Below are 22,696 nucleotides of genomic sequence, written 5' to 3' on the forward strand. Positions count from 1 at the left end.
CAACCTTAGCAGGCAGGATGTGGATGTGTGGTGACAATTCGACCGCTTTCGCGAGCAAGCTCGCTCCTACAGTGGATCTCGGATGTGCATAAATTCTGCATTCACCACCAAGCCCCTGTGGGAGCGAGCCTGCTCGCGATGGCAATCTTCAAATTAATACAAATCGACCGGATCGACATCCAGAGACCAGCGCACCGCCCGCCCGCTCGGCATCTGCTCCAGCACCAGCAACCAGCTGGCCAGCAATCGATGCAAGGGGGCCCGCGCCGTAGCCTGTACCAACAGTTGCGCACGATAACGCCCGGCCCGGCGCTCCATCGGTGCGGGGACCGGTCCCAATAACTCGATCCCGGTCAGATTCTGCTCGGCCAGCAAACGCTCCGCCTCGCTGCAGGCCTCATCCAGGAAACCTTCGGCCTGACCCGGTTTATGCGCCTCGGCCCGCAGCAGCGCCAGATGCGCAAACGGCGGCAGCCCGGCCGCACGACGTTCGCTCAAGGCCTGTTCGGCGAAGGCGAAATAGCCTTGCTCGGTCAATTGCACCAGCAGCGGGTGGTCGGCCAGGTGCGTCTGGATAATCACCTTGCCCGGCTCTTCGGCGCGACCGGCGCGGCCGGCGACCTGGACGATCAGTTGAGCCATGCGCTCGCTGGCGCGAAAGTCACCGGAGAACAGGCCGCCGTCGGCGTCGAGGATCGACACCAGCGTCACCCGTGGAAAGTGGTGACCTTTGGCAAGCATCTGCGTGCCGATCAGGATGCACGGCTGGCCTTTTTGAATGGTCGCGAACAGCTGGTTCATTGCGTCCTTGCGCGATGTGCTGTCGCGGTCGACCCGCAGCACCGGATAGTCCGGGAACAGAATCGCCAGGCGCTCCTCGGCCCGTTCGGTGCCGGCGCCCACGGGGCGCAGATCGACCTTGTTGCACTTCGGGCACTGGCGCGGCACGCGTTCGACGTAGCCGCAATGGTGGCAGCGCAGCTCGCCATAACGCTGATGCACGGTCATCCGCGCATCACAGCGCTGGCACTCGGACATCCAGCCACAGTCATGACACAGCAGGGTCGGGGCGAAGCCGCGGCGGTTGAGGAACACCAGAACCTGCTGCCCGGCGGCCAGGGTCTGGCCGATGGCTTGTTGCATCGGCCCGGAAATGCCGCTGTCCAGCGGGCGGCTTTTGACATCCAGGCGCAGGAAACGCGGCTGTTTGGCACCGCCGGCGCGCTCGTTCAAGCGCAGCAGCCCGTAGCGGCCGGTGTAGGCGTTGTGCAGGCTTTCCAGAGACGGGGTAGCGGAGCCGAGGACAATCGGGATGTTTTCCTGTCGCGCCCGCACCAATGCCAGATCGCGGGCGTGGTAGCGCAAACCTTCCTGCTGTTTATAGGAACCGTCGTGCTCTTCGTCGATGATGATCAGGCCGGGGTTCTTCATCGGTGTGAACAGGGCCGAGCGGGTGCCGATGATGATGTCGGCCTCGCCGTCCCGGGCGGCCAGCCAGGCCTCGAGGCGTTCGCGGTCATTGACCGCCGAATGGATCAGCGCGATACGGGCATTGAAACGCTGTTCGAAGCGCGCCAGGGTCTGCGGGCCGAGGTTGATTTCCGGGATCAGCACCAGCGCCTGCTTGCCGGCCTCGAGGGTTTCGCGGATCAACTGTAGATAGACTTCGGTCTTGCCGCTGCCGGTGACGCCGGCCAGCAGGAACGCGTGATAACTGTCGAAGCCGGCGCGAATAGCCTCATAGGCGGCGCGCTGCTCCGGGTTCAGCGCAAGTTCCGGTTGCGCCAGCCAGTGTTCGTGGCGTGCGCCCGGGGCGTGCCGGCGGATCTCGACCTGCACCAGATCCTTGGCCAGCAGCAAATCCAGGCTGTCCTTGCTCAGCATCAGTTTGCTCAGCAATTGATGAGCGACGCCGTGGGGATGCTGGGCCAGCGTGGCCAGGGCTTCACGCTGGCGCGGGGCGCGGGCGATGCGCGGATCATCGAGGCTGGCCCCCGGCGCGGCGGACCAGAAACGCTCCTGGCGCGCTTCGGCCAGCTCGCCCTGGCGCAGCAACACCGGCAGCGCCCAGCTCAAGGTGTCGCCGAGGCTGTGCTGGTAATACTGGGACGTCCACAGGCACAGCTTGAACAGTGCCGGTGGCAGCGGTGGCGTAGCGTCAAGCAGGGCCAGGGCCGGCTTGAGCTTCTCGGCCGGCACTTCGCTGGTGTCGGTGACCTCCACCAGAATGCCGATCATCTCGCGCCGGCCGAACGGTACCCGCAGGCGCATGCCAGGGTGCAGATGGACGCGCAGGACGCCGGCCGGAGCGCGGTAGTCGAACAGGCGGCGCAGCGGCGAAGGCAGGGCGAGGCGCAAAATGGCGTTGGGCACGCGGGGGGATCTCGATCAACAAACAATAGTGGGCATGACATATAACCTGTAGGAGTGAGCCTGCTCGCGATAGCAATCTTGCAGTCAACATTGCGGCGACTGGCAGATCGCTATCGCGAGCAGGCTCACTCCTACAGGGGATCGCGTATTGGGCCGGGAGCCTAGCAGACGGTCGGTCTCAGGGACAGCTTGCGTGATTGGCATTGTCTGGTAGAATCCGCGGCCTAATTACGTGCGGTATTCAACAATAGTGTTGGGTGGCGGCACGCTAGCCTGAGGAAGACACCATGAAAGCTGATATCCATCCAGAATACCCAGCAGTTGCTGTTACCTGCAGCTGCGGCAACAAGTTCGAAACCCGTTCGACCTTCGGCAAAGCCCTGGCGATCGACGTTTGCAACGAATGCCACCCGTTCTACACCGGTAAGCAGAAGACTCTGGACACTGGCGGCCGCGTTCAGCGCTTCGCCGACCGTTTCGGTGCTTTCGGCGCGAAAAAGGCCTAAGGCCAATCAACTTGGGAAGCCGTTCCGGTTTTTCCATGCTGATGAAAAAGGCGTCCCTCGCGGGCGCCTTTTTTATGTCCGCGATTTGGCTATCGGGCGCCCAGGCATTTTGTCCGGCACCCAGCGGTCTGACGCCTGTCGCGGTACAGCGGGTGGTGGACGGCGACACCCTGCGCCTGAGCGATGGCCGCAGCGTGCGCATGATCGGCTTGAACACGCCGGAGCTGGGCAAGAATGGCCGTTCCGACGAACCGTTCGCGGTGGTCGCGCGCAAGCGACTCGAAGCCTTGGTGGCGGCGAGCGATGGGCAGGTTGCTTTGCTGCCAGGTAAAGACAGCCAAGACCATTACGGCCGCACCCTGGCCCATGTCTACGGTGCCGATGGCGCCAACCTCGAAGCGCAAATGCTCGCTGAGGGCCTGGGTTTTCAGGTGGCCGTGGCGCCGAATGTCGATCTGGTCACCTGTCAGCAAGCCGCAGAAAGCAGCGCTCGACAGGCGGGGCTCGGTGTATGGCGCCAGTCGCCTGTACTGAAAGCGGAGCAGATCAGCACTTCCGGTTTCGCGGTGCTCAGCGGTCGTGTGAGCAAGGTTCAACGCAATCGCGGCGGGGTTTGGATCGAATTGCAGGATTCGGTTGTATTGAAGGTTGCGCCCAATCTCCTGGGGCGGTTCGATGCGGCCTCGCTGGAAAGGCTCGAAGGCAAGCAGATCGAGGCGCGCGGCTGGGTCCTGGATCGTTCGCGACGTGGCGGACTGAAAGAAGGGCAGGCGCGCTGGATGTTGCCCTTGACCGACCCGGTGATGCTTCAAGTCGTGCAGTGATAAAAAGTTGTAGACATTTTTTCCGTATATTGTGAACAGTCTAGCCCTTGTGTGCCGTGGCTCTTGGCCCAAAGTCGTAGGGCCGGGCGCTTGACAGGGGTGACCGGTCAGTCTTGTGGGGACTTTGCGAGGCGCGTATCCTCGCTCACCAGTCTGTCCAACAGTAAAAGCGGAATGCCAAAATGTCTGATCTGAAAACTGCCGCTCTCGAATATCACGCCAATCCTCGTCCAGGGAAGCTGAGTGTCGAGCTCACCAAGGCCACTGCTACCGCTCGCGACCTGTCGCTGGCCTACAGCCCGGGCGTAGCCGAACCAGTCCGCGAGATCGCCCGCGATCCTGAACTGGCCTACAAATACACCGGCAAAGGCAACCTGGTTGCAGTCATTTCCGATGGCACCGCGATTCTCGGCCTGGGTAACCTCGGCCCATTGGCCTCCAAGCCAGTGATGGAAGGTAAAGGCGTACTGTTCAAGCGCTTCGCCGGCATCGACGTTTTCGACATCGAAGTCGATTCCGAAAGCCCGCAAGCCTTCATCGACACCGTCAAGCGCATCTCCATCACCTTCGGTGGCATCAACCTGGAAGACATCAAGGCACCAGAGTGCTTTGAAATCGAACGCGCTCTGATCGAGCAGTGCGATATCCCGGTATTCCACGATGACCAGCACGGCACCGCTATCGTAACCGCCGCCGGCATGATCAACGCCCTGGAAATCGCTGGCAAAACCCTGCCGGAAGCCAAGATCGTCTGCCTGGGCGCCGGCGCCGCCGCTATCTCCTGCATGAAATTGCTGGTGAGCATGGGCGCCAACATCGAAAACATCTACATGGTCGACCGTACCGGCGTGATCCACTCCGGCCGTGACGACCTGAACCAGTACAAGGCTGTGTTCGCTCACGCGACCGACAAGCGCACCCTGGCTGACGCCCTGCAAGGCGCTGACGTGTTCGTTGGTCTGTCCGGCCCGAACCTGCTGAGCGCTGAAGGTCTGCTGTCGATGGCGCCGAACCCGATCGTGTTCGCGTGCTCGAACCCTGATCCGGAAATCGCCCCGGAACTGGCGCACGCCACCCGTAACGACGTGATCATGGCCACCGGTCGTTCCGACTACCCGAACCAGGTCAACAACGTACTGGGCTTCCCGTTCATCTTCCGTGGTGCCCTGGACGTTCGCGCCAAGCGCATCAACGAAGAAATGAAAGTAGCTGCGGCCAACGCCCTGCGTGAACTGGCCAAGCTGCCAGTCCCTCAGGAAGTGTGCGACGCCTACGGCGGCATCAAGCTGGAATTCGGTCGTGAGTACATCATTCCGAAGCCAATGGATGCCCGTCTGATCACCCTGATCTCCGATGCCGTGGCCAAAGCCGCCATCGAGACCGGTGTGGCGACCCTGCCGTATCCGAAGAACTACCCGCTCAAAAGCGTGGATGACGTGTTCAACGGCTAAGCCGTTGTAGCGCTTCAACGAAAAGCCCCGGCTTGTGAGAGTCGGGGCTTTTTTTGTGTCTGACAGTTTTGCGCCACCTGTCAGGGCCTCTTCGCGAGCAAGCTCGCACACATTGGAATGCGTACCCCTGTGGGAGCGAGCCTGCTCGCGATGGCGGTGTTACAAGAAACCCGGATATCAAAAAGCCCCGCCTTCAAAAGAAGAGCGGGGCTTTTTGCCTTGCGTCATCCAATCAGAACAAATCGATCGGTGCCGCTTCATCCGCCGGCAGCGGGCTGCCAGGTGCCAGGCCGTTGCCCAGTTCGTTCCCCGACGGTGGCGTATCTTCGACCTTGAACAGTTCGAAGTAGGCCCCCGGGGTGCCCGGGCTGGCCGCGCGGCCGCTGATCGGATCGACTCGCAGGCTGAGGATGCCTTCTGGCTCCGGTTGCGTATGTGGCGGTTTGCCTTTGAGCGCGGCGCCCATGTAGTTCATCCAGATCGGCAGCGCGACGGTGCCGCCGAATTCCTTGCGGCCGAGGCTTTCCGGTTGGTCGAAACCGGTCCACACGGTCGTCACGTAATCGGCGTTGTAGCCGGAGAACCAGGCATCCTTGGATTCGTTGGTCGTACCGGTCTTGCCGGCAATGTCAGGGCGACCCAGGGCCAGCGCACGGCGGCCGGTGCCGAGCTTGATCACGTCCTCAAGCATGCTGTTGAGGATGTACGTGGTGCGCCCGTCAACGATGCGTTCGGCCACGGCGGGAGCTTGTGGCGTCGACGTAGTGCCCGGGGCTTCGCCCGGTGTTGCGTTGACCGTGAAGGCTTGAGGGGCGGCTGGCGCGGCAATGCCATCGCTGGCGGCGCCGCCCTGAGGCACGCTCGGCGGGTTGGCGACGAACAGCGTGTCGCCGTTGCGGCTTTCGATCTTGTCGATGATGAACGGGGTGATTTTGTAGCCGCCGTTGGCGAAGGTACTCCAGCCGGTGGCGATTTCCATTGGCGTCAGGGTCGCGGTGCCCAGCGCCAGGGACAGGTTGGGCGGCAGGTCCTGTTTGTTGAAGCCGAAGCGCGTGATGTAGTCGATGGTCTTGCCGACGCCCATCGCCTGCAGCAAGCGGATCGACACCAGGTTGCGTGACTTGTACAGCGCTTCACGCAGGCGGATCGGGCCGAGGAAGGTGTTGGTGTCGTTCTTCGGGCGCCAGACCTTGTCCAGGTACTCGTCGACGAACACGATCGGTGCGTCGTTCACCAGGCTGGAGGCGGTGTAGCCGCTATCCAGCGCAGCGGCGTAGACGAAGGGTTTGAAGCTCGAGCCCGGTTGGCGCTTGGCCTGCAATGCGCGGTTGTAATTGCTCTGCTCGAAGGCGAAGCCGCCGACCAGCGAACGAATGGCGCCGTTCTGCGGATCCAGGGACACCAGCGCGCCCTGTGCCTGCGGGATCTGGCTGAACTTCAGCGAGTTGTCCGGCTGACGCTGCACGCGAATCAGATCGCCGACCTGGGCCACGTCCGAGGGTTGTTTCGGGTTGGCGCCCATGCTGTTGGTGTTCAGGAACGGCCGGGCCCACTTCATGGTGTCCCAGTTCACGTGTTCCTGGCCGGTGCGGGTCAGCACTTGCAGGCCGTTCTTGTCGACCTGGGTCACGATGGCCGGTTCCAGGCCGCTGATGATGCGTTGTTTGGTCAACTCGGTTGCCCAGGCTTCGCGAGTCTTGCCCGGCAGCCGCGACTCAGGCCCGCGATAGCCGTGGCGCTGATCGTAGGTCATCAGACCTTCGTGGACCGCCGTGTTGGCCAGTTCCTGGAGGTCGCTCGGCACCGTGGTGGTGACGCGGAAGCCCTCGGTATACGCATCGCTGCCATAACGCCCGACCATTTCGGCACGGGCCATTTCGGCGATGTACGGGGCGTTCACTTCCGGCGTCGGCACGTGATAGCTGGCGTTCAGCGGCTCGTTGATCGCCGCGGTGTAGTCGGCCTCGCTGATTTTTCCGAGCTTGTACATGCGCCCCAGGATCCAGTCGCGACGCTCCTTGCTGCGCGCTGGGTTGGCCAGCGGGTTGAAACGCGACGGCGCCTTGGGCAGGCCGGCGATCATTGCCATTTGCGCCAGGCTGACATCGCGGATTGATTTGCCGTAATAGACCTGCGCCGCCGCCTCGATACCGTAGGCACGGTTACCCAGATAGATCTTGTTGACGTACAGCTCGAGGATCTCGTCCTTGGTCAGCTGACGTTCGATCTGCAGGGCCAGGAGGATTTCGGTGGTCTTGCGCGAAAAGCTGCGTTCGCTGGTCAGGAAGAAGTTCTTCGCCACCTGCATGGTGATCGTGCTGCCGCCGGACTGGATGTGCCCGCTTTTGACCAGCTGGGTCGCGGCACGCATCAGGCTGCTCGGATCGACGCCGTAGTGGTTGGCGAAATTGTCGTCTTCAGCACTTAGTAACGCATTGATGAAATTGGGGGGAATGTCGGCGAAACGGATCGGCGTACGGCGCATTTCGCCAAACTCTGCGATCAACTTGTTATCGCTGCTGTAGACCCGCAAAGGGATCTGCAACTGGATGCTTCTCAGCGCCTCCACGGACGGAAGTCCGGGACTAAGGTAAAGGTACGCCCCGCTCAGACCCAGAAGGAGTCCGCAGAAAACCGCGACGATGGACCAACCGAAAAACTTCAGCAGACGAATCAAGGCTTTTGGATATCCAGGGTAAAAAATGAATTGGGCAACAGGGTTCAGGCTAAATGAGAACGACCCGCGCTTGAGCAAATGCGGAAAAAAACGCTGGGCATTATAAGCATTTTTCTGATCGGGAGCGTGGCTGGCGCTGCTGTCAAGACGGGCGGATTGAACGCAATGGACATTGCAGAGTCCGTAACTCACGGAAAGTCATAGGGAATTGGTAGTGCCAGGACTCTTCAACAAAAAATCCAATACGCTGCTGGGAATCGACATCAGCTCCACCTCGGTGAAACTGCTTGAGTTGAGCCGTCAGGGTGAGCGCTATCGGGTCGAGGCCTATGCGGTCGAGCCGTTGCCGGTCGGCGCGGTGATCGAAAAGAATATCGCCGAGCTCGAAGGCGTGGGGTTGGCCGTCGCACGCGCACTGGCCAAGGCCAGAACCGGCCTCAAGAACGTGGCCGTGGCCGTGGCAGGCTCGGCGGTGATCACCAAGACCATCGAGATGGAGGCCGGTCTTTCCGAGGACGAGATGGAAAGCCAGCTGAAGATCGAGGCCGATCAGTACATTCCTTATCCCTTGGACGAAGTCGCGATCGACTTTGAAGTCCAGGGCACCTCCGGGCGCAATCCTGAACGTGTCAACGTGCTGCTCGCCGCCTGTCGCAAGGAAAACGTCGAATTTCGCGAGGCAGCCCTGGCCTTGGCGGGGCTGACCGCCCGCGTGGTCGATATCGAGGCCTACGCGCTGGAGCGTTCATTCGAACTGCTGGCCGGCCGACTCGTGGTTTCCGGGAAGCCTTCGACGGTCGCCGTGGTGGACATTGGCGCGACCATGACCACCCTGAGCGTGTTGCACAACGGGCGGATTATCTACACCCGCGAACAGCTGTTCGGCGGTCGGCAACTGACCGAGGAAATCCAGCGTCGCTATGGCCTGACACTGGAGCAGGCGGGGCTGGCGCAAAAGAAGGGCGGTCTGCCGGAAGGCTATACCGATGAGGTCTTGCAGCCATTTCGAGAGGCGCTGGTGCAGCAGGTGTCGCGCTCGTTGCATTTCTTCTTTGCCTCAGGCCAGTACAACGCCGTCGATCATGTCCTGCTGGCCGGCGGTACGGCGTCGATCCCGGGGCTGGACCGTTTGATCGAGCAGCAATTGGGCACGCCGACCCAGGTTGCGAACCCTTTTTGCGAAATGATTCTGGGCAGCAAGATCAACGGTGCTGCCCTGGCGAGTGATGCCCCGGCGTTGATGATCGCTTGCGGTCTGGCCCTCAGGAGCTTCGACTGATGGCGCGGATCAACCTTTTACCCTGGCGCGAAGAGCGGCGTGAAGTTCGCCGCAAGCGTTTCCTGCTGGTCCTGGTGGCGGCAATGATGGGCGCGATGGGTGCGGTGCTGGTCGCGAACCAGGTCATCAGCGGTGCCATCGACCGGCAAGTCGCCCGTAACGATTACATAGGCAAGCAAGTCGCCGTGATCGATGAGCGGATCGCACAGATCAATGATCTCAAGGCGCGCCGTCAGCAACTGGTCGAACGCATGAGCATCATTCAGGAGCTGCAAGGCAATCGCCAAATCAGCGGGCGAGTATTTGATCAGTTGGCGCGAGCCCTGCCCGACGGCGTGTATTTCACCGAAGTGAAAATGACCGCAAAGACCTTGTCCATCACCGGCGCCGCGCAATCCAACAACCGTGTTTCAGAGTTGATGCGCAATATCGAGGCATCAGACTGGTTCGATGCGCCGAGCCTGACCGAAGTCAAGGCTACGGCTGCGGGTCAGGTGGAGCAGGCCAACATCTTCCGGTTGACCGTTCGCCAGGCTCAGCCTGCAGCGCCGGAGGGTGGCAAATGAGCCTGTCCGAATGGTTCGAAGGGCTGCGCAAGATCGACATCAATGATCTGGATACCAGCAACGTGGGTTCCTGGCCGCCGGCGATCAAGTTTCTGGTGGCTGGATTGCTCGTGCTTCTGATGCTGGCCTTTGGCTATGGCTTTTCCACCCGCGACCTTGTGAGCCAGCTCGACCTCAAGCGCGAGGAAGAGTCGACACTCAAGGAACAGTTCGCCGGCAAAGCCCGCATGGCGGCGAATCTGGATCTCTACACCCGGCAGTTGAAGGAGATGGAGAACGCCTTCGACGTACTGCTGCGACAATTGCCCAGCGACACCGAAGTGCCCGGCTTGCTCGAAGACATTACGCGTACGGGGCTGGGCAGCGGCCTGGAGTTCGAAGAGATCAAGCTGTTGCCGGAGGTCGCCCAGCCGTTCTACATCGAGCTGCCGATCCAGATCACGGTCACCGGGGACTACCATGACCTGGCCACGTTCGTCAGCGGTGTGGCCGGGTTGCCGCGAATCGTCACCTTGCACGATTTCGATCTTGCCCCCGTCAACCCCGAGAGCGCTCCGAAGCTGCGCTTGACCATCCTCGCCAAGACCTACCGCTACAACGACAAGGGACAGCATCAATGAGTCCGGCACGTTGTTTTTCGGTGGTGGTGTTGCTGTTTGCCCTGTCCGGTTGTGACGCAGGCGACGACTACACCGGTCTGGATGCGTACATGAACGAAACGCGCCTGCATGGGCCGGGGAAGATTGAACCAATGCCGGTCTTCCGGTCTTACCCGGCATTCACTTACAACGCGGCGAATCTGCGCAGCCCGTTCTCGCCGCAGATCAGCACAGATCTGGCGACCCGTCGGCGGGGCTCGCATAACGTCAAACCCGACCCGGGTCGGGTTAAGCAATACCTCGAAGGCTTCAACATCGAGCAGTTTGAAATGGTCGGCACCCTTTCCAATGCAACAGGCTCCTATGCCCTGCTGCGCGGGGCGGGTGGGGTGCACCGTCTTAAAGTCGGCGATTACCTGGGGCGTAACGAAGGAAGGGTCGTTGCGATCAGCGGCTCTCAAGTCGATGTGGTTGAAATTGTCCCTGATGGTCAGGGTGCCTGGCTGGAGCGTCCCCGGACCATTTCCTTGAAAGAGCACTCATAGTGGAACTCCAAAAATGAACAGGATTTTTTCCACCGTCGGCCTTTCGCTATGGATAGCGTTGTTGTCGCCGATGGTACAAGCGGCCAATCTCAAGGCGCTGGATGTCGCTGCGCTGCCGGGTGACCGTGTCGAGTTGAAGTTGTCGTTCGATGCGCCGCCCCCGGTGCCCCACGGCTACACGACGGATTCGCCGGCCCGGATTGCTCTGGATTTGCCGGGTGTCGCCAGTCGGCTGGCCAGCAAGACTCGCGATCTCGGCAGTGGAAATGCCCGTAGTGCGACGGTGGTGGAAGCCCGGGACCGTACGCGATTGATCATCAACCTGGCTCAGCCGGCCCCGTATGATTCGCGAATTGAAGGCAACAATTTGCTGGTCGTTGTCGGGCAGGGAGTCAAACCGTCGTCATCCAGGCCGGCGGCCACAGCAATGCCGGTTCCGGTTCGAGCCGCCACGGCAGGCAAAGCCATTCGGGGTGTGGATTTCCAGCGGGGAACCCAGGGCGAAGGCAACGTGGTGATCGACTTGTCGGATCCATCGATTGCGCCCGAGATACAAGAGCGCGAGGGCAGGATCATCGTCGGATTTGCCAAAACCCGATTGCCCGAGCGATTGCGCGTGCGGCTGGACGTGAAGGATTTCGCCACGCCCGTGCAGTTCGTCAATGCCAGCGCGAGCGGCGACCGGGCCACCATCAGCATTGAGCCCGGCGGGACGTTCGATTACTCGACCTATCAGACTGACAATAAGCTCACGATCAGCGTTCGCCCGGCGACGGTCGACGAGCTGCAAAAGCGCAAAGTCGGGCAGCAGGCCTACAGCGGCGAGAAGCTATCGCTGAATTTCCAGGACATCGACGTGCGTTCGGTGCTGCAACTGATCGCCGATTTCACCAACCTCAATCTGGTGGCCAGCGACACGGTCCAGGGGGGAATTACCCTGCGCCTGCAGAACGTGCCGTGGGATCAGGCGCTGGACCTGGTGCTGAAAACCAAGGGGCTGGACAAGCGCAAGGTCGGCAATGTCCTGCTGGTTGCGCCGGCCGATGAAATTGCTGCCCGTGAACGTCAGGAGCTCGAATCGCAGAAGCAGATTGCCGATCTGGCGCCGTTGCGTCGGGAGCTGTTGCAGGTCAATTACGCCAAGGCGGCGGACATCGCCAAGCTCTTCCAGTCGGTGACCAGTGCCGAAGCGAAACCCGACGAGCGGGGCTCGATCACCGTCGATGAGCGCACCAACAACATCATTGCCTACCAGACCCAGGACCGGCTGGACGAGCTGCGCAGAATCGTCACGCAACTGGATATCCCGGTGCGTCAGGTGATGATCGAGGCGCGCATTGTCGAAGCCAATGTCGACTATGACAAAAGCCTCGGGGTGCGTTGGGGCGGTTCGATACAGAACAAGGGCAACTGGAATACCTCCGGTGTCAGCAACGGACTCAATGGGTCTTCGACCATCGGCACACCCGGCAGCACCAGCACCAACTCACCGTTCGTCGACATGGGCGTAGCCAACAATACCTCGGGAATCGGCATCGCGTTCATCACCGATAACGTCTTGCTGGACCTGGAACTGACGGCCATGGAGAAAACCGGCAACGGGGAAATCGTCTCGCAGCCCAAGGTGGTCACGTCCGACAAGGAAACCGCGAAAATCCTCAAGGGCACCGAGATTCCCTACCAGGAAGCCAGTTCCAGCGGCGCGACTTCGGTGTCGTTCAAGGAGGCTTCGCTGTCGCTTGAGGTGACGCCGCAGATCACGCCCGACAACCGGATTATCATGGAGGTCAAGGTCACCAAGGACGAACCGGACTTCCTGAACAAGGTCCAGGATGTACCGCCCATCAAGAAAAACGAAGTCAATGCCAAGGTTCTGGTCAACGATGGCGAGACCATCGTCATTGGCGGCGTTTTCTCAAATACTCAGAGCAAGGTTGTAGATAAGGTGCCATTTCTTGGCGATGTGCCGTATCTTGGCCGCCTTTTCCGGCGTGATGTGGTTTCGGAGAAAAAATCCGAGCTGTTGGTATTCCTCACTCCGCGTATCATGAATAATCAGGCGATTGCTGTGAGTCATTGATTCTGTGCGAAATTTGATTCTTGTTGGACCGATGGGCGCTGGAAAAAGCACCATCGGCCGGTTGCTGGCCAAAGAGCTGCGCCTGCCATTCAAAGATTCCGATAAGGAAATTGAATTGCGCACGGGCGCCAATATCCCTTGGATCTTCGATAAGGAAGGCGAACCGGGCTTTCGTGATCGTGAGCAGGCAATGATTGCCGAGCTGTGCGATTGCGACGGTGTGGTGCTGGCGACAGGCGGCGGCGCGGTCATGCGCGAAGCCAATCGTCGGGCACTGCATGCCGGTGGGCGAGTGGTTTATCTGCATGCGTCGGTCGAGCAGCAGGTCGGCCGCACGTCCCGCGACCGCAATCGGCCATTGTTGCGTACCGCCGATCCGGCCAAGACTCTTCGGGATCTGCTGGCGATCCGCGATCCGCTTTATCGGGAAATTGCCGACCTGGTGGTCGAAACCGATGAGCGGCCGCCACGAATGGTCGTACTCGACATTCTGGAGCGTCTGCAGCAGCTGCCACCCCGTTAAAGCGCCGCGCGAAATGCGCTATCCTCGGCGTCCCGCCATGACCGAACAAGGTTGTGGCGGATGGCTACCGAACGGCGTCACACCAGCAGAGGCCGTGGATATTCGTTAACTCAGGGCGGAACGCCTGATTCCATCTTCACTGTGGGGACACATGCAGACACTCAAGGTCGATCTAGGCGAGCGCAGCTACCCGATTCATATTGGCGAAGGTTTGTTGGATCAGCCCGAGTTGCTGGCCCCGCACATTCGCGGACGGCAAGTAGCGATCATCTCCAACGAGACTGTTGCGCCACTCTATCTCGAACGTCTGACCCGCAGCCTGGCGCAGTTCTCGGTGATTTCCGTGGTACTGCCCGACGGCGAAGCCTTCAAGACCTGGGAAACCCTGCAGTTGATTTTCGACGGTCTGCTGACCGCCCGGCATGACCGCCGCACCACGGTAATCGCCCTTGGCGGCGGTGTGATCGGTGACATGGCCGGCTTTGCCGCCGCCTGTTACCAGCGCGGCGTCGATTTCATCCAGGTTCCGACCACGCTGCTGTCCCAGGTCGACTCCTCGGTCGGCGGCAAGACCGGGATCAACCATCCGCTGGGCAAGAACATGGTCGGCGCCTTCTATCAGCCGAACGTGGTGCTGATCGATACCGCCAGCCTCAATACCCTGCCGGCCCGCGAACTGTCCGCCGGCCTCGCCGAAGTCATCAAGTACGGGTTGATCTGTGATGAGCCGTTCCTGACCTGGCTCGAAGACAACGTTGACCGCCTGCGCAATCTGGACCAGCAAGCCCTGACCTATGCCATCGAGCGCTCCTGCGCGGCGAAGGCGGCGGTAGTCGGTGCCGATGAGAAAGAGACGGGCGTTCGTGCCACCCTGAACCTGGGCCACACCTTTGGCCACGCCATCGAAACCCACATGGGCTATGGTGTATGGCTTCATGGTGAGGCAGTGGCTGCTGGCACGGTAATGGCGCTGGAAATGTCCACGCGACTGGGCTGGATCAGCGAGCAGGAGCGTGATCGCGGCATTCGTCTGTTCCAGCGGGCGGGGCTGCCGGTCATTCCGCCGCAAGAGATGACAGAAGCCGATTTCCTCGAACACATGTCCATTGATAAAAAAGTGATCGACGGTCGTTTGCGCCTGGTGCTGCTGCGCCACATGGGCGAAGCGGTGGTGACCGACGATTATCCGAAAGAGGTTCTACAGGCCACGCTGGGGGCAGACTACCGCGCCCTGGCTCAGCTTAAAGGTTAATAAGAACACGATGACTAGTTTGCATGCCGACGAGGCTTTCCTCGGCCATTACCAGTTGAGTCATGACCCTTTTGCTCCACGGGTGCCTGGCTTCAAATTTTTCCCGGCCCAGCGCAAACCCGTGCTGGGACAACTGCATCACCTGGCCCGCTACAGCCAGTTGCTGCTGGTAGTCACTGGCCCCGAAGGCAGTGGCAAGACCCTGTTGCGTCAGGCCCTGGTCGCCAGCACCAACAAGCAATCGGTGCAAAGCGTGGTGGTTTCTGCCCGCGGCGCCGGCGATGCGGCCGGTGTGCTGCGCCAGGTTGCCCAGGCGCTGAGCGTCGGCCAGGCTGATGCCGACGCGATTCTGGCCCAGGTGGTGCAGCTTGCCCTGACCGGGCAAGAAGTCTATCTGCTGGTCGATGACGCCGAACAACTCGACGAGTCCGCCCTTGAGGCTCTGATGGTCCTGGCTGCCGGCGCGCCTGAAGGCCGTCCGCATGTGTTCCTGTTCGGTGAGACCTCGCTGATCGGTCAGCTTGAGGCTTTGCATCTCGAGGAAGAGCGTTTCCACGTCATCGAGTTGCAACCCTACACCGAAGAAGAAACCCGCGAATATCTGGAGCAGCGGCTCGAAGGCGCGGGTCGCGGTATCGAACTTTTCACCGCGGATCAGATCTCTGATATTCACGAAAGCTCCGAAGGCTGGCCTGGAAGCATCAATCAGGTCGCCCGCGATGCAATGATCGAAGCCATGATCGCCAGCCGCTCAGCGGTCAAGCGTCCAAAAATGGGGTTCAATATGCCGAAGAAACACGTATTGGCGATTTCCGCCGTGGTCGTGGTCGCGGTAGCTGCCGCCTGGTTGATTCCGGGTCGCAACAAGGCACCGACCACCGGTGCTCCGGCCAATGAACAGGCACAACTGCCGCTTGGCCAGGGCCAGCCAACCGCGAATGGCGGTGCACCGGCCGTCGAATTCGCCGGCAACACTCAGCCGATGCCATTGCCGTTGGTCGGTAACTCGCAACCGGTCATGCGCGCCCCGCTGGCTGAAGCCGCGGGCGGCATCACCGAAGGCGATGACGGCGTTCCGGTCGAAGGCTCCAGCGCCACACCGCCGACGGTGACCACCACTGCACCGCCTGCAGGCGTTCCTGCCGGTCCTGCGCCGACACCGACACCGACACCGACACCAGCGGCCAAACCGACGCCTGCGCCGACCCAGGTCGCCACCGCCAAGCCAGCGCCTGCTCCTGTGACAAAGCCTGCTCCAGCGCCAGCCAAGCCAGTCGTTGCGGCGGCGGCCAAGCCTGCCGAGAAACCGGCTCCGGTGGCCAAGGCCGCTGGCGGTACCTGGTACGCCGGCCAGGCACCGGGCAACTACGTGGTGCAGATCCTCGGCACCAGCTCCGAAACCGCCGCGCAAAGCTTCGTCAAGGAGCAGGGCGGCGAGTACCGTTATTTCAAGAAAGTCCTCAATGGCAAGCCGCTCTACGTGATCACCTACGGCAACTTCGCCAATCGTGATGCAGCCGTTTCCGCCATCAAGGCCTTGCCAGCGAAGGTTCAGGCTGGTAAACCTTGGCCTCGCACTGTCGCCAGCGTCCAACAGGAACTGGCAACAACTCGCTGAAGATTCGGCGGCCTTACCCAGGCCGCCTCTCCAAGCACCTCAAAATTTCTACAAGTGCGCGCCGCCCTTCGGGCTGCGTGCCTTGTGGTGTCTGCGTCACAGTAGTCTTTGAGTCGTTGCGGTCAGAATTAAAAAAAGTTTTGACTAGCACAGCAGATCGCTTTAAACCTTTCACAAATGCGACATAGATTTGCGACATTTCGTCGTCAAATTTGTGAGCCTCTGTGTCGGTGTGTACAATGACCTCCCTTTTGCCCCCGCAAAGCTGGCGTACGTTCGGCGCGGATGGTAAGTGGTTGAATTGAAAAGAAATTTGCCTCGATAAGAGGCAGCCTGGTGAGAAAGTGTCTATGAAAGCAGGTCTGTACCAACCAGATGAATTCAAGGATAACTGCGGTTTCGGCCTGATTGCTCATATGCAGGGCGAGCCCAGTCATACCCTTTTGCAAACGGCCATCGAGGCCCTGACCTGCATGACCCACCGCGGTGGGATTAATGCCGACGGCAAGACCGGTGACGGTTGCGGTCTGCTGATTCAAAAGCCGGACGTGTTCCTGCGAGCCATCGCCCAGGAAACCTTCGGCGTCGAAATGCCCAAGCAATACGCTGTGGGCATGGTCTTCTTCAACCAGGACCCGGTCAAAGCCGAAGCCGCTCGCGAGAACATGAACCGCGAGATCCTGGCCGCCGGTCTGCAACTGGTCGGCTGGCGCAAAGTGCCGATCGACACCAGCGTCCTCGGCCGCCTGGCCCTTGAGCGTCTGCCGCAGATCGAGCAGGTGTTCATCGGCGGTGAAGGCCTGAGCGATCAGGACATGGCCGTCAAGCTGTTCACCTCCCGTCGTCGCTCGTCCGTGGCAAACGCCGCCGACACCGACCACTACGTGTGCAGCTTTTCCCACAAGACCATCATTTACAAAGGCCTGATGATGCCGGCGGATTTGACCGCCTTCTATCCGGACCTGAGCGATGAGCGCCTGCAAACCTCGATTTGCGTGTTCCACCAGCGCTTCTCCACCAACACCCTGCCGAAATGGCCGCTGGCTCAACCGTTCCGCTTCCTGGCGCACAACGGCGAGATCAACACCATCACCGGCAACCGCAACTGGGCCGTGGCCCGTCGCACCAAGTTCACCAACGATCTGATGGATCTGGAAGAGCTCGGCCCGCTGGTCAACCGCGTGGGTTCCGACTCCTCGAGCATGGACAACATGCTGGAGCTGATGGTCACCGGTGGCATCGACCTGTTCCGTGGCGTGCGGATGATCATTCCGCCAGCGTGGCAGAACGTCGAAACCATGGACCCGGATCTGCGTGCGTTCTACGAATACAACTCGATGCACATGGAACCGTGGGACGGCCCGGCTGGCGTGGTAATGACTGACGGTCGTTACGCGGTGTGCCTGCTCGACCGTAACGGTCTGCGTCCGGCGCGTTGGGTGACCACCAAGAACGGCTTCATCACCCTGGCTTCGGAAATCGGTGTCTGGAACTACCAGCCTGAAGACGTGATCGCCAAGGGCCGTGTGGGGCCGGGCCAGATCTTTGCCGTGGACACCGAAACCGGTCAGATCCTCGACACCGACGCGATCGACAACCGCCTGAAGTCCCGTCATCCGTACAAGCAATGGCTGCGCAAGAATGCCCTGCGCATCCAGGCGACCATGGAAGACAACGACCACGGTTCGGCGTTCTACGACGTCGATCAGCTCAAGCAGTACATGAAGATGTACCAGGTCACGTTCGAAGAGCGCGACCAGGTGCTGCGTCCGCTCGGCGAGCAGGGCTACGAAGCCGTGGGCTCGATGGGCGACGATACGCCGATGGCCGTGCTGTCCCAGCGCGTGCGCACGCCGTACGATTATTTCCGCCAGCAGTTCGCGCAGGTCACCAACCCGCCGATCGACCCGCTGCGTGAAGCCATCGTCATGTCGCTGGAGATCTGCCTCGGAGCCGAGCGCAATATCTTCCAGGAGTCGCCGGAACACGCTTCGCGCGTAATCCTCAGCTCGCCGGTCATTTCCCCGGCCAAGTGGCGCTCGCTGATGAACCTCGATCGTCCGGGCTTCGAGCGCGCGATCATCGATCTGAACTACGACGAAAGCGTCGGCCTGGAAGCTGCGATCCGCAACGTGGCCGATCAGGCTGAAGAAGCCGTGCGCTCGGGCCGTACCCAGGTTGTGCTGAGCGACCGTCACATTGCCCCGGGCAAGTTGCCGATCCACGCTTCCCTGGCCACCGGCGCGGTGCATCACCGCCTGACCGAAAAAGGCCTGCGTTGCGACTCCAACATCCTGGTGGAAACCGCGACCGCTCGCGATCCGCATCACTTCGCTGTGTTGATCGGTTTCGGCGCCTCTGCCGTTTACCCATTCCTGGCTTATGAAGTGCTGGGCGACCTGATCCGTACCGGTGAAGTACTGGGCGACCTCTATGAGGTGTTCAAGAACTACCGTAAAGGCATCACCAAGGGCCTGCTGAAGATCCTGTCGAAGATGGGGATCTCGACCATCACTTCGTACCGCGGTGCGCAGTTGTTCGAAGCCATCGGCCTGTCCGAGGAAGTCTGCAACCTGAGCTTCCGTGGCGTGCCGAGCCGCATCAAGGGTGCGCGTTTCGTCGACATCGAAGCCGAGCAGAAAGCCTTGGCCACCGAAGCCTGGAGTCCGCGCAAGCCGATCCAGCAAGGCGGCCTGCTGAAGTTCGTCCACGGTGGCGAGTACCACGCCTACAACCCGGACGTGGTCAGCACCCTGCAGGCCGCAGTGCAGCAGGGCGACTACAGCAAGTTCAAGGAATACACGTCGCTGGTGGACAACCGCCCGGTGTCGATGATCCGCGACCTGCTGAAAGTCAAAACTCTCGACACTCCATTGGACATCAGCGAGATCGAACCACTGGAATCGGTGCTCAAACGCTTCGATTCCGCCGGCATCTCCCTGGGTGCCCTGTCGCCGGAAGCTCACGAAGCCCTGGCCGAAGCCATGAACCGACTCGGTGCGCGTTCCAACTCCGGTGAAGGTGGCGAAGACCCGGCGCGCTACGGCACCATCAAGAGCTCGAAAATCAAGCAAGTGGCGACCGGTCGTTTCGGTGTAACCCCGGAATACCTGGTCAACGCTGAAGTGCTGCAGATCAAGGTCGCCCAGGGCGCCAAGCCCGGCGAAGGTGGTCAGCTGCCAGGCGGCAAGGTCAACGGTCTGATCGCCAAGCTGCGCTATGCAGTGCCGGGCGTGACCCTGATTTCGCCACCGCCGCACCACGACATCTACTCGATCGAAGACTTGTCGCAGCTTATTTTCGACCTGAAACAGGTCAACCCGAAGGCACTGGTCTCGGTGAAGCTGGTAGCGGAAGCGGGCGTCGGCACCATCGCCGCCGGTGTGGCCAAGGCCTACGCGGACCTGATCACCATCTCCGGCTACGACGGCGGCACTGGTGCATCGCCGCTGACCTCGATCAAATACGCGGGCGCTCCGTGGGAACTCGGCCTGGCCGAAACCCACCAGACCCTGCGCGGCAACGACCTGCGCGGCAAAGTCCGGGTCCAGACCGACGGCGGCCTGAAAACCGGCCTCGACGTAATCAAGGCAGCCATCCTCGGCGCTGAAAGCTTCGGCTTCGGCACCGCGCCAATGATCGCCCTGGGTTGCAAATACCTGCGCATCTGCCACCTGAACAACTGCGCCACCGGCGTTGCGACCCAGAACGAGAAGCTGCGCAAGGATCACTACATCGGTACCGTCGACATGGTGGTGAACTTCTTCACCTACGTCGCCACCGAGACCCGTGAGTGGCTGGCCAAGCTGGGCGTGCGCTCCCTCGAAGAGCTGATCGGGCGTACCGATCTGCTGGAAATCCTCGAAGGCCAGACCGCCAAGCAGCATCACCTGGACCTGACCCCGTTGCTGGGCAGCGACCACGTGCCGGCGGACAAGCCGCAGTTCTGTGGTGTTGAGCGCAACCCGCCGTTCGACAAGGGCCTGCTGGCCGAGAAAATGGTCGACCTGGCCACCTCGGCGATCAACGACCTGAGCGGCGCCGAGTTCGCTCTGGATATCTGCAACTGCGACCGTTCCATCGGCGCACGGATCTCCGGCGAAATCGCGCGCAAGCACGGCAACCAGGGCATGGCCAACGCACCGATCACCTTCCGCTTCAAGGGTACGGCTGGGCAGAGCTTCGGCGTATGGAACGCTGGCGGTCTGAACATGTACCTGGAAGGCGACGCCAACGACTACGTCGGCAAGGGCATGACCGGCGGCAAGCTGGTGATCGTGCCGCCCAAGGGCAGCGTCTACCGCACCCAGGACAGTGCCATCATCGGCAACACCTGCCTGTACGGCGCCACTGGCGGCAAGCTGTTCGCCGCTGGCACCGCGGGCGAGCGTTTCGCCGTGCGTAACTCCGGTGCCCACACCGTCGTGGAAGGCACTGGCGATCACTGCTGCGAGTACATGACCGGTGGTTTTGTCTGCGTATTGGGCAAGACCGGTTACAACTTCGGCTCTGGCATGACCGGCGGTTTCGCCTACGTGCTCGACCAGGACAACACCTTCGTTGACCGGGTCAACCACGAACTGGTGGAAATCCAGCGGATCAGCGGCGAGGCGATGGAAGCCTACCGCAGCCACCTGCAACGCGTGCTGAACGAGTACGTCGAGGAAACCGACAGCGAATGGGGTCGTGAACTCGCCGAGAACCTCGATGATTACGTGCGTCGTTTCTGGCTGGTCAAGCCCAAGGCTGCCAACCTGAAGTCGTTGCTTTCCAGCACCCGTGCCAACCCGCAGTGATATGCGCCTGAAGAGTTTGATGAGGTTTTAAAATGGCTGAACGTCTGAATAATGACTTCCAGTTCATCGAGGTCGGGCGCAAGGATCCGAAGAAGAAACTGTTGCGTCAACGCAAGAAAGAGTTCGTGGAAATCTACGAACCCTTCAAACCCCAGCAGTCGGCCGACCAGGCCCACCGCTGTCTGGGTTGCGGTAACCCGTATTGCGAATGGAAGTGCCCGGTGCACAACTTCATTCCCAACTGGCTGAAGCTGGTGGCCGAGGGCAACATCCTCCAGGCCGCCGAGCTGTCGCACCAGACCAACACCCTGCCGGAAGTCTGCGGCCGTGTGTGCCCGCAGGACCGTCTGTGCGAGGGTGCCTGCACCCTCAACGACGGCTTCGGCGCGGTGACCATCGGTTCGGTGGAGAAGTACATCACCGACACCGCGTTCGCCATGGGCTGGCGCCCGGACATGTCCAAGGTCAAGCCGACCGGCAAGCGTGTCGCGATCATCGGTGCCGGGCCTGCGGGCCTGGGCTGTGCCGATGTGCTGGTGCGCGGCGGCGTGACCCCGGTGGTGTTCGACAAGAACCCGGAAATCGGTGGTCTGCTGACCTTCGGCATCCCCGAGTTCAAGCTGGAAAAGACCGTGCTGAGCAATCGTCGCGAAGTCTTCACCGGCATGGGCATCGAGTTCCGCCTCAACACCGAGGTGGGCAAGGACGTGACCATGGAGCAACTGCTCGAAGAATACGATGCGGTATTCATGGGCATGGGCACCTACACCTACATGAAGGGCGGCTTTGCCGGGGAAGACCTGCCGGGCGTGTACGACGCGCTGGACTTCCTGATCGCCAACGTCAACCGCAACCTGGGCTTTGAAAAGTCGCCGGAAGATTTCGTCGACATGAAAGGCAAGAAGGTCGTGGTACTGGGCGGTGGCGACACGGCGATGGACTGCAACCGTACGTCGATCCGCCAAGGCGCCAAGTCGGTGACCTGCGCCTATCGTCGTGACGAAGCGAACATGCCTGGCTCGCGCAAAGAGGTGAAGAACGCCAAGGAAGAAGGCGTGAAATTCCTCTACAACCGCCAGCCGATCGCCATTGTCGGTGAAGACAAGGTCGAAGGCGTGAAGGTGGTCGAGACCCGTCTCGGCGAGCCGGACGCCCGTGGCCGTCGCAGCCCCGAGCCGATCCCGGGCTCCGAAGAGATCATCCCGGCCGACGCCGTGGTCATCGCCTTCGGTTTCCGTCCAAGCCCGGCGCCGTGGTTCGAACAGTTCGAAATCCAGACCGACAGCCAGGGCCGCGTGGTGGCACCGGAACAGGGCCAGTACAAGCATCAGACCAGCAATCCGAAAATTTTTGCTGGTGGCGACATGGTGCGCGGTTCCGACCTGGTGGTGACGGCGATCTTCGAAGGCCGTAATGCCGCCGAAGGGATCCTGGATTATCTGGGCGTCTAAACCCGTCCGGCTGACTGCAATGCAATACCTGTGGGAGCTGGCCTGCCAGCGATGCAGACACCTCGGTGTGTCAGTTTGACCGAGGTGATGCTATCGCTGGCAGGCCAGCTCCCACAGGTATTGCATTGCAGTCAGCCGGACGGGTTTAGACGCCCA

At 61.1% G+C, this 22,696-nt stretch carries 15 protein-coding genes; 13 read left to right on the forward strand and 2 right to left on the reverse strand.

Annotated features, from left to right (window positions below; genetic code table 11):
• Positions 1-153: 153 nt before the first annotated feature.
• Positions 154-2,373 carry a primosomal protein N' gene (locus BSF44_RS03880; RefSeq protein ID WP_095942353.1) on the reverse strand — a complete coding sequence of 740 codons (2,220 nt, stop codon included), beginning with the start codon at positions 2,371-2,373 and terminating at the stop codon, positions 154-156.
• Between the two features lie 287 nt (positions 2,374-2,660).
• On the opposite strand from BSF44_RS03880, the gene rpmE reads away from it, so the two are divergent.
• The 3 genes from rpmE to BSF44_RS03895 all read left to right on the forward strand — a co-directional run bounded on the left by rpmE (position 2,661) and on the right by BSF44_RS03895 (position 5,154).
• Entirely contained in the window at positions 2,661-2,879 is a 219-nt protein-coding gene (gene rpmE / locus BSF44_RS03885) for a 50S ribosomal protein L31 (protein WP_008047849.1), read from the forward strand.
• A 35-nt stretch (positions 2,880-2,914) separates the two neighbouring features.
• Positions 2,915-3,703, forward strand: coding sequence for a thermonuclease family protein (locus BSF44_RS03890; RefSeq protein WP_095942354.1), 789 nt, complete (start codon positions 2,915-2,917; stop codon positions 3,701-3,703).
• Positions 3,704-3,885: 182 nt separating this feature from the next.
• Positions 3,886-5,154, forward strand: coding sequence for a malic enzyme-like NAD(P)-binding protein (locus BSF44_RS03895; protein ID WP_095942355.1), 1,269 nt, complete (start codon positions 3,886-3,888; stop codon positions 5,152-5,154).
• A 232-nt stretch (positions 5,155-5,386) separates the two neighbouring features.
• On the opposite strand, the gene BSF44_RS03900 is transcribed toward BSF44_RS03895, so the two are convergent.
• A complete protein-coding gene (locus tag BSF44_RS03900) occupies positions 5,387-7,828 on the reverse strand; it encodes a penicillin-binding protein 1A (RefSeq protein ID WP_371918217.1) in 2,442 nt (813 codons plus the stop codon).
• Between the two features lie 217 nt (positions 7,829-8,045).
• Between BSF44_RS03900 and BSF44_RS03905 the strand changes: the two genes are divergently transcribed.
• The 10 genes from BSF44_RS03905 (at position 8,046) to BSF44_RS03955 (ending at position 22,540) form a co-directional block, all read left to right on the forward strand.
• A complete protein-coding gene (locus BSF44_RS03905) occupies positions 8,046-9,110 on the forward strand; it encodes a pilus assembly protein PilM (RefSeq protein WP_095942357.1) in 1,065 nt (354 codons plus the stop codon).
• Entirely contained in the window at positions 9,110-9,676 is a 567-nt protein-coding gene (locus BSF44_RS03910; RefSeq protein WP_095942358.1) for a PilN domain-containing protein, read from the forward strand. Before BSF44_RS03905 ends, BSF44_RS03910 begins: the two co-directional genes overlap by 1 nt.
• Positions 9,673-10,296 carry a type 4a pilus biogenesis protein PilO gene (gene pilO / locus BSF44_RS03915; protein ID WP_095942359.1) on the forward strand — a complete coding sequence of 208 codons (624 nt, stop codon included), beginning with the start codon at positions 9,673-9,675 and terminating at the stop codon, positions 10,294-10,296. The genes BSF44_RS03910 and pilO overlap by 4 nt, the downstream gene beginning before the upstream one ends.
• On the forward strand, positions 10,293-10,820 hold the full coding sequence (locus BSF44_RS03920) for a pilus assembly protein PilP (protein WP_095942360.1): 528 nt from the start codon (positions 10,293-10,295) through the stop codon (positions 10,818-10,820). Before pilO ends, BSF44_RS03920 begins: the two co-directional genes overlap by 4 nt.
• Positions 10,821-10,833: 13 nt before the next feature.
• Positions 10,834-12,900 (forward strand): type IV pilus secretin PilQ, encoded by a 2,067-nt coding sequence (gene pilQ / locus BSF44_RS03925; RefSeq protein ID WP_095942361.1) that lies wholly within the window; start codon positions 10,834-10,836, stop codon positions 12,898-12,900.
• Positions 12,901-12,904: 4 nt separating this feature from the next.
• Positions 12,905-13,423, forward strand: a complete 519-nt coding sequence (aroK, locus tag BSF44_RS03930) for a shikimate kinase AroK (RefSeq protein ID WP_057712350.1) — start codon at positions 12,905-12,907, stop codon at positions 13,421-13,423.
• A 151-nt stretch (positions 13,424-13,574) separates the two neighbouring features.
• Positions 13,575-14,675 carry a 3-dehydroquinate synthase gene (gene aroB / locus BSF44_RS03935; protein ID WP_095942362.1) on the forward strand — a complete coding sequence of 367 codons (1,101 nt, stop codon included), beginning with the start codon at positions 13,575-13,577 and terminating at the stop codon, positions 14,673-14,675.
• A gap of 10 nt (positions 14,676-14,685) precedes the next feature.
• Positions 14,686-16,293: an AAA family ATPase gene (locus BSF44_RS03940; RefSeq protein WP_095942363.1), complete on the forward strand. Its 1,608-nt coding sequence runs from the start codon at positions 14,686-14,688 to the stop codon at positions 16,291-16,293.
• Positions 16,294-16,643: 350 nt separating this feature from the next.
• Positions 16,644-21,089 (forward strand): glutamate synthase large subunit, encoded by a 4,446-nt coding sequence (gene gltB / locus BSF44_RS03950; RefSeq protein ID WP_095942364.1) that lies wholly within the window; start codon positions 16,644-16,646, stop codon positions 21,087-21,089.
• A 32-nt stretch (positions 21,090-21,121) separates the two neighbouring features.
• Entirely contained in the window at positions 21,122-22,540 is a 1,419-nt protein-coding gene (locus BSF44_RS03955) for an FAD-dependent oxidoreductase (RefSeq protein WP_007975602.1), read from the forward strand.
• Positions 22,541-22,696: the final 156 nt, after the last annotated feature.

The sequence above is a fragment of the Pseudomonas sp. ACN8 genome (assembly GCF_002303925.1).
Taxonomy (GTDB): Bacteria; Pseudomonadota; Gammaproteobacteria; order Pseudomonadales; family Pseudomonadaceae; genus Aquipseudomonas.